This is a genomic window from Rhizobacter sp. (assembly GCA_021153565.1).
Taxonomy (GTDB): domain Bacteria; phylum Pseudomonadota; class Gammaproteobacteria; order Burkholderiales; family Burkholderiaceae_C; genus Albitalea.
The window spans coordinates 24,153-37,346 of sequence record JAJKJU010000224.1; the positions used below are offsets into that span (position 1 = coordinate 24,153).

Annotated in this window: 10 protein-coding genes and 2 pseudogenes; 5 read left to right on the plus strand and 7 right to left on the minus strand. The window is 61.1% G+C overall.

Features of this window, described 5'->3' with window-relative positions; genetic code table 11:
• Positions 1–154 precede the first annotated feature (154 nt).
• Positions 155–547, plus strand: coding sequence for a hypothetical protein (locus AC30NL_RS14160; protein ID WP_489464639.1), 393 nt, complete (start codon positions 155–157; stop codon positions 545–547).
• A gap of 164 nt (positions 548–711) precedes the next feature.
• Here the strand turns inward: AC30NL_RS14160 and AC30NL_RS14165 are convergent.
• Positions 712–816: pseudogene (locus AC30NL_RS14165) on the minus strand (IS6 family transposase); the annotation flags it as partial.
• Positions 817–829: 13 nt separating this feature from the next.
• Complete coding sequence (locus tag AC30NL_RS14170; RefSeq protein ID WP_489464669.1) at positions 830–1,876, minus strand: zinc-dependent alcohol dehydrogenase family protein; 1,047 nt, start codon at positions 1,874–1,876, stop codon at positions 830–832.
• Between the two features lie 133 nt (positions 1,877–2,009).
• Here AC30NL_RS14170 and AC30NL_RS14175 point away from each other — a divergent pair, with 133 nt between their 5' ends.
• Positions 2,010–2,474: an Lrp/AsnC family transcriptional regulator gene (locus AC30NL_RS14175; RefSeq protein WP_489464640.1), complete on the plus strand. Its 465-nt coding sequence runs from the start codon at positions 2,010–2,012 to the stop codon at positions 2,472–2,474.
• A 78-nt stretch (positions 2,475–2,552) separates the two neighbouring features.
• On the opposite strand, the gene AC30NL_RS14180 is transcribed toward AC30NL_RS14175, so the two are convergent.
• Complete coding sequence (locus AC30NL_RS14180) at positions 2,553–4,316, minus strand: methyl-accepting chemotaxis protein (protein WP_489464641.1); 1,764 nt, start codon at positions 4,314–4,316, stop codon at positions 2,553–2,555.
• Positions 4,317–4,401: 85 nt separating this feature from the next.
• Between AC30NL_RS14180 and AC30NL_RS14185 the strand changes: the two genes are divergently transcribed.
• Together AC30NL_RS14185 and AC30NL_RS14190 are read left to right on the plus strand one after the other, a co-directional pair.
• Complete coding sequence (locus AC30NL_RS14185; RefSeq protein WP_489464642.1) at positions 4,402–4,710, plus strand: hypothetical protein; 309 nt, start codon at positions 4,402–4,404, stop codon at positions 4,708–4,710.
• A 127-nt stretch (positions 4,711–4,837) separates the two neighbouring features.
• On the plus strand, positions 4,838–5,584 hold the full coding sequence (locus tag AC30NL_RS14190) for a hypothetical protein (RefSeq protein ID WP_489464643.1): 747 nt from the start codon (positions 4,838–4,840) through the stop codon (positions 5,582–5,584).
• 428 nt (positions 5,585–6,012) lie between these two features.
• Here the strand turns inward: AC30NL_RS14190 and AC30NL_RS14195 are convergent, their stop codons facing one another.
• Both AC30NL_RS14195 and AC30NL_RS14200 read right to left on the minus strand, forming a co-directional pair.
• A complete protein-coding gene (locus AC30NL_RS14195) occupies positions 6,013–7,035 on the minus strand; it encodes an ankyrin repeat domain-containing protein (protein ID WP_489464644.1) in 1,023 nt (340 codons plus the stop codon).
• Entirely contained in the window at positions 6,986–7,660 is a 675-nt protein-coding gene (locus AC30NL_RS14200) for a hypothetical protein (protein WP_489464645.1), read from the minus strand. Before AC30NL_RS14200 ends, AC30NL_RS14195 begins: the two co-directional genes overlap by 50 nt.
• A 760-nt stretch (positions 7,661–8,420) precedes the next feature.
• Between AC30NL_RS14200 and AC30NL_RS14205 the strand changes: the two are divergent.
• Positions 8,421–8,603 (plus strand): annotated as a pseudogene (locus AC30NL_RS14205) (GNAT family N-acetyltransferase); the annotation flags it as partial.
• A 15-nt stretch (positions 8,604–8,618) separates the two neighbouring features.
• Here AC30NL_RS14205 and AC30NL_RS14210 read toward each other — a convergent pair.
• Positions 8,619–10,010 carry an L-serine ammonia-lyase gene (locus AC30NL_RS14210; RefSeq protein WP_489464646.1) on the minus strand — a complete coding sequence of 464 codons (1,392 nt, stop codon included), beginning with the start codon at positions 10,008–10,010 and terminating at the stop codon, positions 8,619–8,621.
• Positions 10,011–10,149: 139 nt separating this feature from the next.
• Positions 10,150–13,059 carry an aminomethyl-transferring glycine dehydrogenase gene (gene gcvP, locus AC30NL_RS14215; RefSeq protein ID WP_489464647.1) on the minus strand — a complete coding sequence of 970 codons (2,910 nt, stop codon included), beginning with the start codon at positions 13,057–13,059 and terminating at the stop codon, positions 10,150–10,152.
• Positions 13,060–13,194: the final 135 nt, after the last annotated feature.

Below are 13,194 nucleotides of genomic sequence, written 5' to 3' on the forward strand. Positions count from 1 at the left end.
TTCGGGAGGGGAACAAATTGCGTCAGTTTGACGTGTTATTCGTGTCGAACCGTGACGCAACGCAAACACGAAGGGCCAGGGTGCGGCGCAAACTTGTGTAAAGGCTCTGGCATAACTATTGCACTTAGAACCGCAGCAGCAGGAGCTATCGTCCATGAATATCCAGTCACAAGCGAAGAACCCGGTCCCACGCGGCCTGTTCCAGCTTTTCGCACTGGCTTTCGCAGTTCTGCTGCAATGCTCCGCCTACGCCCAAGTGCGTGAAGAAGCTCTGGAGCGTGGCAGCCACCGGAATTTCGGCGCCGTGCTGCGGTCCGGGGCTCTCGACTTCATCGACCTGAGCAGCACCGCCCCCGGCCAGCGTCCTCGTGGATCGCTGCGCTTTCGCTTCGAATCGGCGACGCGGGCCTTGCGCGGATTCGGTGTTGAGGCCGACGAGTGCAGGACTTTGCTGCGCTCGACGAGCAACCGCTCAGTCCAGGCCAACGGCAATTCAGAGGGTATCCGTTTGGGACTGTCCGTCACCTTGAATTGCAGCTTCTTCTGAAGCGCGGAGGGTTTGTCGCATCAGCGGCAAGAGGACGAATGAAGGCGCCAATTCCGTGTGCGATCAAACCGCCAGCGAGTAGGACTGCTGTGCATCGGACACGACTATGTCTTCGGAGCAGGCGATTTGCCCCTTCTGCATGGTCTCGATGCCCGCGATGACGCGGCGCGGCGGAAGTCGTTGAATCCCGGCATCGGCTGCACGATGCGCTTGATAGCCCGCTGGTCTTGCTCGACGAGGCTGCTCAAGTACTTTGACTGCCGCAACAGATATTGGAACGCGTCATGATGCAAACTCCGTGATGACCGTAACTCCAGGGCCTTCAAATCGGTTCATGTTCATCAATGCATTGATCGAAGCGCTCAGCGGGATTTCCCTGCCTACGAGCATTTCGGGCTTGAGCTTGCCCGTCCGGACCATGTCCAGCATTGCGCCATAGCGATGCGCCTGCATACCATGGCTACCAAGGATTTCCAACTCGTGGGCGATGACCTTGTTCATCGGAATTTGAGGCGTCGCGTGATCGCCCAGCATGAGGCCGACCTGCACGTGCTTACCGCGACGGCGCAGGTTGCTGACGGAGTTGAAGCATGTCGTCGGATGCCCAAGTGCATCGAGCGAAACATGCGCGCCGCCCTGCGTGATGTCCTTGACTGCGGCAACGACATCGGGCTCGCGGGATGCGTTGACTGTTGCAACGGCGCCCAGCGAACGCGCCAGATCAAGCGCGCTGTCCGAAATGTCGATGGCAACAACGTTTGCGCCGATCGCGTTCGCGATCATGATGGCCGACAGTCCGACACCGCCACAGCCATGGACGGCGACCCATTGTCCGGCCGAGGTCCGACCTTGGTCGACCACTGCGCGAAATGACGTCACAACTCGGCAACCGAGGGCTGCTGCCGTTTTGAAGTCAAGTGCATCCGGCAAACGGACAAGGTTAAGGTCTGCGTAGCGGATGCCGACGTATTCGGCGAACGAACCCCAATGAGTGAAGCCGGGCTGGAACTGAATCTCACAGACTTGTTGATTCCCTGAGTGGCATTCTGGGCAGTGACCACAACCGGCCACGAACGGCACCGTCACGCGGTCACCGGCTTTCCAGCGCGTCACCTCTGCGCCTACCGCTGAAACGACGCCGGCGAGTTCATGGCCCGGCACGTGCGGGAGCACGATGTCGGGATCGTGCCCCATCCAACCGTGCCAATCGCTGCGGCACACCCCGGATGCCATCACTTGGACCACGACGCCGTCGACAGCCGGGGTCGGATCCGCCACGTTCATCAGCTTGGGAACCGCTCCGAACGATTCGTAGACGATAGCTTTCATATTTCCTCTATGTGCCGAATGATATTTACAATATATGCGGGTTCTTATGAATTTATCATTCGATTTTCGGCGCGTGGGCAGAGCCTTCGGAAATTGTCTTTCCGATTGCGGGCGGCGCGGGAAAGGACGTTTCGTGGAAAAGCTAGACCACATCGATCTTGGCCTTCTCGACCAGCTACAACGAGACGGGCGGGCCTCCAACGCGAAACTGGCCGAGTGCTTTTCTTTGAGCGAAGCATCGTGTTGGCGGCGCCTGAAACGCTTGGATGACGCTGGACTTGTAGACGGCTATCACGCAGCACTGAACCGGCGCAAGCTCGGACTGGGTGTCATGGCCTATGTACAGATCATGTGCACTCAGCATACGGAAGAGGTGACGGCGGAATTCGAGCGGCTCATCCAGGTCAGCCCCAACATCCTCGCATGTGATAACACGACCGGCGAAGCCGACTATCTGCTCCAAGTGGTCGCCGCCGATCTCGACGACTACAGCCGCTTCGTGGAAAAGGTGCTGCGAAAGCTGCCCGGAGTACTCGGCATACGGTCAAATCTCTCTTTGCGTCAAGTCAAGTCGACGAAGCGATTGCCGATCGTCTGAGAAGCTGTGGCGCTGTCGCATGACCGTTGTCTGCGAGGATCGGTGGTGGTCTGATCCCGGGCTGGCTCTCGCGTGTCATTAGAAACTTTCCCAGCTGTCGGTCCCCGTTTTTACGCTCACCTTGGGAAGTGCCGAGGCGGAATCGGTGTCGGGCTCGGCATCTGCCTTGCTTGCGTGCGTCTTCGCAGCAAAGTCAGCGCGTGTCACGTTCTTTGCCCGGTTTGGTCCTCGCCGCTCGACCCCATGATGAACCTGACTGACTGCGGCAATGTTCCGGATTTGTTTGGGAATCAGCTTGAAGACGACCACGGCCTGAAGCAGGTGCTGCGCCTGTTGCTTCAGGCTCTCGGCAGCCGCAGCACTTTCTTCTACGAGGGCTGCATTCTGTTGCGTGACTTGATCCATTTGCGAGACGGCTTGTCCGACCTGGGTAACGCCTGAACTTTGCTCAACGCTGGCCGAGCTGATTTCTCCGACGATGTCACTCACGCGTTTGATGGCGCCAACGATCTCTTCCATCGTCTTGCCGGCCTCATCAACCAGTACCGTGCCTTGCTCAACCTGTTCGACACTGCTCGTGATGAGAGTCTTGATCTCTTTGGCTGCCTCGGCGCTGCGTTGAGCCAGATTGCGCACTTCGCTGGCGACCACAGCAAAGCCACGGCCCTGCTCGCCAGCTCGCGCGGCCTCCACGGCGGCATTGAGCGCGAGGATGTTGGTCTGGAACGCGATGCTGTCGATCACGCCGATGATGTCTGCAATCTTCTTGGACGACTCGTTGATGTTCTTCATCGTGCCAACGACTTGGCCGACTACGTCGCCACCCTTGGCGGCAACGGAGCTGGCGCCACCAGCCAGCTGGTTGGCCTGCCGAGCGTGGTCGGCGGTATGGCGGACCGTGGAACTTAATTGATCCATCGTCGCAGCCGTCTGCTGCAAGGCACTGGCTTGTTCTTCGGTGCGTTGGCTGAGATCCTGGTTGCCTTGGGCAATCTGTACGCTGGCCATGGCCACGCTCTCTGCATTGCCGCGCACTTCAGACACCACGCCAGCCAGGCCATTGCGCATGTCCGCCAGACGCGCCATCAGGCTGCTGGTGTCCCCACGCTTGACATCGATGTTGACTGTCAAGTCGCCTTTGGCCACGGCGTCCGCCAGCTGTGCAGCGGTACTGGGCTCGCCACCCAATTGCCGGAACACACTGCTGATCAGCAAGGCGCCCAGTCCCACGGTCAGGATGCACAAGCTCAGGCCGCCAAAAATCAGCACGCTCGTTGTGATGGTGCTGGTGCTGTCGAGCGTTGCCGAACGTTGGCCCAAGAGGTCGGATTCAACTTTCATGAATTCGGCCACCCCGGAACGGAATGCATCCATCGAGGCCTTGTCGCGCCCCATGCGAAATTCGCGCTGCAGATCATCTGCTGTCGACTTGCCGCTGCTCACGTCGCGCCGCAGCGTTATCAATGACGTCGCAACGTCCATGAAGCTTCGGTGGTTCTCTTGCAGTTTCCCAAGGCGCGCCTGCTGGGCCGCGTTGTCCGATGTCAGCGCTTTGGCGCTGTCAAAACGATCCTTGAACGCTGCCTGGCCCTCCTTGAGAGGTTCCAGAAACTTCTCATCTCCGCTGGCAACGAAACCACGCAGACCGGTTTCGATGTTGACCATGTTCAACAACATGCCCTGGCCTTCGGAAAGCACCTTGTAGGTATGTGTATTCCAACCAGTCGCTTCGCGCATCTTGCCGATGTTCACGATGGCGATGCTGAACAAGGCACCTGCAATGACCAGGATCGCTGCAAAGGTGATGGTGAGTTTCTTCTTCAGGGACCAGGATTTGAACATGATGACTCTCTGAGTTGAATGGACAGGGTGGACTCCCCGATGTCAGGACTCGACAGAATCTATTCGGTATCAAGGCATGAGAAGCATGCGTTCCAAGCTCGCTTTCGATGGTGCTTGCGATTTCAATGTATCGGACGGTAAGCTTCTGACTGGAGTGCGAGTATGCGAAATAGTGAGGGATTTGCCGCGCAATACTGGTCATTCCGTCCCAGCGGTGCTCGAGACAGCGGTTCTCTTTTTGTGGCGGGTGAAGAACGACGGCAGCAACCAAAGCCGCGTGCACCAGAAAGCTCGCTACAAAGCATCCGCCAAGATTGCTGCCGAGCCTTCTTCTGAATGCCGGGCGCTGATGGGATGTATGGAGATGGATGGCCTGGGCAGCGCCTCGCATTGATCAGCCTGTGCCCTTGCGCCGATGAGCGGCTCCTTGAGCCATACATCGTCGAGACCGACGACATCAAGCGAGTTTCGCGCGACACTCGACGGCACGTGCATTTGCAAGCCAAAACAAAGGTGGTCGCATGAACTATTCGCAATTTCCTCTTCGTTGGCTCGCGTCCTTTGTCTGCCTGGCACTCAACGCGTGCGGCGGAGGCGGCGGGAGCAGCGGCTTTGCGCCCACGGCCGCCGCTGGCCTGTACGAGAGCACGGGGGGTAGCACGCCGGCCTTCGAGGTGCTGGTGCTCGACAGCGGCCGCACCTACGCCATCTACGGAATGAACCCCACGACGCCGGTTCCCGCCGGGGGCGTGATCGTGGCCGACACCTCCACCAGCGGCACCACGTTCAGTGCGGGCGTCGTGCGTGACTTCAACCTCTCGACGCACGCCCTGAGCATCGGCACAGCCACTGGCACCTTCGCGCCCAAGTCCACGATCAGCGGTACCGTGACTTACACCGGTGGCACGACGGCGAATTTTTCAGGCATCTACAACGTCGGCTACGAACAGCAAGCCTCGCTCTCTGCTCTCGCCGGAACTTATGGCGGAGAAACCGGCGACCTCGGCGGTACCAAGGTTTCGGTTGTGACGGTCGATGGATCGGGTGTTCTTGCCGGATCGACGAACAGCGGCTGCACGTACGTCGGTTTCGTGACGACGCATGGCGCGGGCAATGTCTTCGACGCCACCATCACCTTTCGCACCGGCTGCACGGAAGATGGCAACACCTTGCGAGGCCACGCTTTCGTGAGCCACAACGTGCTCTACGTCGTGGTGCTCAGTGGTGACCTGGGCCGAGGCGTATTGTTTGCGGGCGTGAAGTCCTGACACGAGGGCGTGTTGCCCCTGGTGAGCGTCGAAGAATCGGATCTCCGCTTCATTCAAAGTGGCAAGCCGCTTGCGCAACGCCGACAGGTTCAGTGCCGCCACGCGCCGAAGCGTCAAGCTGCCGCCAGCGCCCAGTGTGCCTGTCTCGCGAAGGTCTTCCTGGATCTTCCGCCAATTCCATCCGGAGGCCATCATCGCGGCGCTGGTCTTGTGGGTCACTTGCGCTCGCATGCCACGGATGATGACGTCCGCCCGCACGCTTCCGGACCACAAGCCCTGCGCGCCTGGGCCTCAACGTTCCATTACAGCTTGGTGGGCCAACCGTGGGCCCGTGACATCCCCATGCACACGACCGCTGCGCAGAGACTCGCTGCCGGAGGGCAACTGGGCCAGGCCTACGACCACAAACGCCATCGCGAGCCCTCGCTTCAGGACCGCCCCGAGTATCGGTCGGCAACAAGCTCCTCATACCAGCTCCTCATTGAAGCTCTTTGGCTCGCAAAGAAGCGCTGCCAATCCTGTGCCGAGGCATTGACGGCAGGCACTTCTGCCACGAGGTGCGGCGGAACCTTGGCGATGACCAGGCGGTGGGCCTCCTCATCGATTGGCAAGCCGGCCGCGGCAAGGGAGTGGAACAAATCACAGCCGAAACCGTAGTTGGACAGTGCCCAGTGAAGGGCATTCCGACCGTTGTTGTCGCGATGATGGATGTCCGCACCATGGCGGATCAGGAGTTCCGCCACATCTTCGCTCGTGGCATCGAAGATCGCCGTCCTGCCGCCCGGCCCGCGCGCGTTGACGTTCGCACCCTGATCGATCAATGTCGAGGCCAGACCGGCATCTTCGATCGCCACCATCAACGGCGTTTGCAAGTTGTCCGTGGGCGCGTCGATGTCGAGTCCGAACTTGACGAGCGAAGGGATGAGCGTGCGCACGGACGGAGCCAGCCCGTCCGGGTCGCTGCCGGCTGCGTCGCACAGCAAATGGAGCAAGGACTCGCCATTCTGACCACGAATTCGTGTCACGTCGATGCCGGCATCACGCAATACGCCGAGCTGCCGTTCAACGGTCGCCGGATCGCTGCTGCAAAACTGCGTTAAATCATTCAGCTGGTATTGGTCTGGCTCTTCATGGACGGAATCCGGATTCGCGGCCAAACGCTGCAATCGCAAACTGTTCCCATGATGCTCGAAGTCCTTGGCAAAGCAATGCCTGGGTACCCTGATTTCCACGCGGTGGAACGTGTTGAGAACCGCGTTGAACTGCTCCGGCGTGGTGCTGTTGAGCAAGCCTTCCACATTCGGATCGCCGATCTGGCGAAGCTTGGCGATCAGCGACAAACCTGCAGCGGGCACCAATTCTCTGCATGTGAAGACGTCGGCGTAGGCCGCCGCGCTCCCCTTATCGCGCTCCATGCCGGGGCCAACGGCCGACTCGATCGCGGACCACACCGACCTCATCGACGTTGCGGAAGTCAGGGAAGTTTTTCAGCAAGAAATCCCCGTCCAAGATCGAAGGCTCGCCAAAAATATCCAGGGCGCCCCATGCCGTCTGCCGGAACACGGGCGCGTCGAACGGAACCCGGTACAGCGAGTCGCCGAAGATGCTCTCCACCGTCTGGGGTTGCGCACCGCACTCGAGAGCGAAGAACACATGGTCGTCATCCGCCTTGGCCGACACATTCTTTTCGGGGGTGTGTTCCTCATCGAACGGGATGTCGCGCTCAATCAACCTTCTGCGAGACAGCATCGACAGGGTCTGGCCCGAGTCGGAGGCCTTGTGCAGATCGGCATCGGTGAAGTGCGTGGCAAAAAAGCGCTGGCTGGTAAAGCGATCGAAGAATCGGGTCTCCGCTTCATTCAAGGTGCCAAGCCGCCTGCGCAGCGCCGACAGGTTCAGGGATGACAAGCGCTGAATCGTCAAGCTGTCTTCGGCGCCCAGTGTGCCGGTCGCGCGAAGGTTTTTCTGGAGCTCACGCCAGATCGTTCCGGAGGCCATCATCTCGGCGGTGGTCTTGTTGGCCACATGCGCTCGGATGCCACGGATGATGGCGTCCGCAGCGCGGTTCCGGACCATAGCGGAGTCCAGGCTGGCGCGCCCCGCGTGCCTGGGCCTCAACGCTTCCGCGATATTCGGGCTGACGTGCCCTGTGCGCCTGGGCCTCAACGCTTGCGTCACAGCTTGATGGCTAACCGTGGACGCAGTGTCATGGCCGCTATGGGGAGTCTCGACCTCGGGCAAGGTCGGCGTATGGAAGGCGGGGCTGATTGGCTTCATCCTATTTTCCTCAGTACATAGACTGGCAAGACAACATATGAACGGACGGGTCCTCTGGAATCGTTGCGAATCTTCAACGCACCAGCTGGTCGCATGCGGCGGCTGCGCGAAACACTGACTGGGAATGCGAAAGTGTTGCCGCCCTTACCGTGAAAGGCGGGCGGTGCGACATGATGTTGGCGATCGGGTAAGTACCTGCGCTGGTATCCGGCGAGGGGCGCAACGTGACGGCAGCAGGCCTGCCGAAGTGACATCCCGCGGCTGCGCAAAGGTGCGAGGTGCAATGCCTATTTGCGTGCGTGAAGTCCTGATACGAAGCCGTGTCACCCCGGCCGACGCGCGGCTACGACAATGCCTTCATGCCGACCGTCGTTCACACAGGGCATCGTTCTTCGCCCCTACCAAGCTACTGATGCCGAAGCCTTCGCCGTCGCAGTTCGCGAATCGGTCGACACGGTCGACTGTGGATGCCGTGGTGCCACGCGGCCTATTCGCAGCAAGAAGCGCTGATCTGGTTTGACACTTGCGCCAAAGGCCTGGCTGACGGGTCGAGTTTCGAATTCGGCGGTTCGCCGAAGAGAACGGCAGTTTCCTTGGCGGAGCAGGACTCAACTACTTCAATGTCGACCACAACTTCTGCAATCTCGGCTACTGGATCCGGCAGTCCCGGCATCGACAAGGTATTGTGCTTCGCGCGGCCGAAGCCCTGTCCACCTTTGCCTTCGCGGATCTCGGCCTTACACGCGTCCTGAGCCCGTCAACATTCAACGATATTCACGGCAAGACCGCCGCGTGCGGTTTCTTTGTACTTGGTCATCATGTCCGCCCCGGTTTCGCGCATTGTCTTGATGACCTTGTCCAGGCTCACATGGTGCGTTCCGTCGCCGCGCAGGGCCATGCGTGCGGCGTTGATGGCCTTTACCGAGGCGATGGCGTTGCGCTCGATGCAGGGGATCTGCACCAGTCCGCCGACGGGGTCGCAGGTCAGGCCGAGGTGATGCTCCATGCCGATCTCGGCCGCGTTCTCTACTTGCTCGGGCGTCCCGCCCATCACGGCGCACAAAGCGCCAGCGGCCATCGAGCAGGCCACGCCCACTTCGCCTTGGCAGCCGACTTCGGCGCCACTGATGGAGGCGTTCTCCTTGTAGAGGATGCCGATGGCCGCGGCGGTTAGCAGGAAATCGATGACGCCTGCATCGGTCGCTTGCGGAACAAATCGCGTGAAGTAGTGCAGCACGGCCGGGACGATGCCAGCGGCACCGTTGGTCGGTGCCGTGACGACCCGGCCGCCCGCCGCGTTTTCTTCATTCACCGCAAGTGCATACAGATTCACCCAGTCCAGCACCTGCAGCGGATCACGCAGCGCAGCTTCGGGGTTGGCACACAACTGCCGATGCAGATCGGCGGCGCGCCGCCGCACCTTGAACCCGCCGGGCAGAACACCATCTGTACGCAGGCCGCGCTCGACACAAGCCTTCATCACGCCCCAGATGCGCAGCAGGCCGGCATCGATTTCTTCATCGGTGCGCCAATGGTGTTCGTTGCGACGCATCACCTGCGCGATGCTGAGCTTCTCACGCTGCGTCACTTCCAGCAATTCTTCGCCCGAGTGAAAGGGAAGGGCCAGGACGGTCGTGTCGGGTGCGATCTGCTTCTGGCGCGTACCGTCGGCAGCCACCTCGTCGCTCACCACAAAGCCGCCGCCGACCGAGTAGTAGGTGCGTGACGACAGTTCCCTGCCCGCGGTGTCGTACGCGATAAAGCGCATGCCATTGGCGTGGAAGGGTAGGCTCTCGCGCCGATAGAAGATGAGGTCGGTCTTCTCGTCGAAGGATACAGGGTGCGTGCCTGCGAGCATCAGTTTGGCAGCGCTGCGGATCGTATCAAGCAAGGCTGGAATGGCATCGACGTCGACCGTATCGGGTTCATGTCCCGCGAGCCCCAGCAACACCGCCTTGTCGCTGCCATGGCCCTTGCCCGTCGCGCCCAAGGAGCCGTACAGCTCCGACTTCACGCGTGTTGTGGCGTCCATCAAGCCGTCGTGCTGCAGCCGCGATGCGAAGAGCCGCGCCGCGCGCATGGGCCCGACGGTATGCGAACTGCTCGGCCCGATGCCGATCTTGAAGAGGTCGAAGACGGAGACTGCCATTGGACAAGCTTTCTGAAGTGGAGATGCGCGCAGCGAACGATCAGGTGCGCAAGTTTCGGTCTTCGAGCGGGAATCGGGGGCGCCGAACCCTGAGCGCCCCCTCGGGGGCAGGAGCAAGGCGACGTGGTGGTCGACATTCCTAATCTTCGTAGGCGGAGAGAGGCACGCAGCTGCAGAAGAGATTGCGGTCGCCGTACACGTTGTCTACGCGGCCGACGGGTGACCAGTATTTCTGCAGGCGCAGGGATTTCAGCGGATACGCCGCTTCTTCGCGCGAATACGCGTGCGGCCATTCGGGCTTGAGCAACGCCTCGGTCGTATGCGGGGCAGCCTTCAGCGGGTTGTCCTCACGCGGCCATGCGCCGTTTTCGACTTTGCGGATCTCGTTGCGGATCGCGATCATCGCTTCGCAGAAACGATCGAGTTCCTTCAACGGTTCGCTTTCGGTCGGTTCGACCATCAACGTGCCCGCAACGGGGAAGCTCAGCGTCGGCGCGTGAAAGCCGTAGTCAATCAAGCGCTTGGCCACGTCTTCGGCACTCACACCCGAAGTGTCCTTGAGCGGACGCAAATCGAGAATGCACTCGTGCGCCACGCCCCCACCCTTGACCTCGGAGTTGTTGCCGCTGAAGTGGATGTCGTAGTGATCGGCGAGAGTGGCGGCAATGTAGTTCGCGCTCAGGATGGCGGTCTCGGTCGCCAGCTTGAGGCCGTCGACGCCCATCATGCGGACGTACATCCAGCTGATTGGCAGCACCCCGGCATTGCCGAGCGGCGCGGCAGACACGGCGCCGATCTGCGTGTCGGTGCCGACGTTCGCCGAACGGTGCGCAGGCAGATAGGGCACCAGGTCCGCCACCACGCACACCGGGCCGACGCCGGGACCGCCGCCGCCGTGCGGAATGCAGAAGGTCTTGTGCAGGTTGAGATGGCTCACGTCACCGCCGAACTGGCCCGGTGCTGCAACACCGACCAGTGCGTTCATGTTCGCGCCGTCGACATAGACCCGGCCGCCGTAGCTGTGGACCAGCTGGCACAGCTCCTTCACGCGCTGCTCAAACACGCCATAGGTCGATGGGTAGGTGATCATCATGGCGGCCAGGTGGCTGCCATGCTTCTCGCACTTGGCCTTCAGGTCGTCGAGATCGACGTTGCCTTCGTCGTCGCACTTCGTCACGACGACCTGCATGCCGACCATCTGTGCGCTGGCGGGGTTCGTGCCGTGCGCCGATTCCGGAATCAGGCAGATGTTTCGATGGCTCTCGCCGCGTGCCGCGTGGTAGGCCTTGATGATCAGCAGTCCCGCGTATTCGCCTTGCGATCCGGCGTTCGGCTGCAGGCTGATGCCGGCATAGCCCGTCGCCTGGCACAGCCAGCCGCGAAGCAGTTGATCGAGCTCGTCGTAACCCGCCAACTGATCACGCGGAGCGAATGGGTGGATGTTGGCGAACTCGGGCCAGGTGATCGGAATCATCTCGCTGGTCGCGTTGAGCTTCATCGTGCACGAACCCAGCGGAATCATCGAGCGGTCAAGCGCGAGATCTTTGTCGGACAGACTGCGGATATAGCGCAGCATCTCCGTTTCGCTGTGGTACGCGTTGAACACCGGGTGCGTCAGGAAAGCGCTTTGCCTATGTAGTTCGGTCGGCAGCAGGGGCGCGACACCGTTCTCGAACTGCTCGAAGGAAGGCAGCAACTGGCCGTGGGCGAACAAGCTCCACAGCGAATGGATGTCTTCGCGATCGGTTGTTTCATCCAGCGTGATGCCGACGCTGCTGGCCGATGCCCGGCGCAGGTTGAAGCCCGCGTTGCGCGCCGCTTCGAGGACGGACGCGGTGCGATCGCCAGTGACGACTTCGAGGGTGTCGAAGGCTGACTCATGCGCGAGTTTGCAGCCGAGCTGCTTCAGACCTGCCGCCAGCACAGCCGTATAGCTCGCCACGCGGCGCGCGATACGCTTCAGGCCTTCCGGCCCGTGATAAACCGCGAACATGCTTGCGACCACGGCAGGCAGCACCTGCGCCGTGCAGATATTGGAAGTGGCCTTCTCGCGGCGGATGTGCTGCTCGCGCGTTTGGAGCGCGAGGCGATACGCAGGGTTGCCATGCACATCGACGCTCACGCCGACGAGGCGACCCGGCATCGAACGCTTGAACTCATCCTTGGTCGCCATGTAGGCGGCGTGCGGGCCGCCGTTGCACATCGGCATGCCGAAGCGCTGTGTGGTGCCGATGGCGATGTCCGCGCCCATCTCGCCCGGAGGCCTGAGCAGCGTGAGTGAAAGCAGGTCGGCCGCGACGATGGCGAGTCCGTCGGCGGCGTGTACAGCGTCGATGAGGGGCTTGAGATGGCGTACCACGCCGTTGACGCCGGGGTACTGGAAAAGGGCGGCGAATGCGCCAGCGCCTGCAACATCGCCTGCAGGGCCCGTCACGACAGTGATGCCCAGCGGTTCGGCACGGGTGCGGACTACTTCCAGCGTCTGCGGCAGCACGTCATCGGCCACAAAGAAGATCGTCGATTTGCTCTTGCCTACACGAGCGGCAAGCGTCATCGCCTCGGCAGCGGAGGTGGCCTCGTCGAGCATCGACGCGTTCGCCATCGCGAGACCGGTGAGATCGGTCACCATGGTCTGGAAGTTGACCAGCGCCTCCATGCGGCCCTGAGAAATCTCTGCCTGGTAGGGCGTGTAAGCGGTGTACCAGGCCGGGTTCTCAAGCACATTGCGCAAGATGACACCGGGCGTGTGTGTGCCGTGATACCCCTGGCCGATGAAACTCTTGAGCAGCTTGTTCTTGCCCGCGATGCCCTTCAGCTCAGCCAGCGCCTGCGCTTCAGTCAACGGTGAGGGCAGGTTCATCGGATTGCCGCGCGCGATCGAGCTCGGCACGATCGCCTCAATCAGCGCCTGGCGCGAGGCAAGGCCGATCACCGACAGCATGTGTCGTTCATCTTCCGCCTCGATGCCGATGTGGCGTGCGACGAACTCGGAGGCATTCTCCAGTTCAGCGAGAGGGCTGGTTTGGGGCTGGTTGGCGGACATCAACATGGGGACTTCCTGGGCTTAACGATGCAGAGAGGAGTTTCCGTGCGGAGAACAAACACCTGTTCGGGAATACGACCCGATCGGCAAAACAACCCGATCGGCCAATACAACCCGATCGGCCTGAGGTATCGAAGGCCT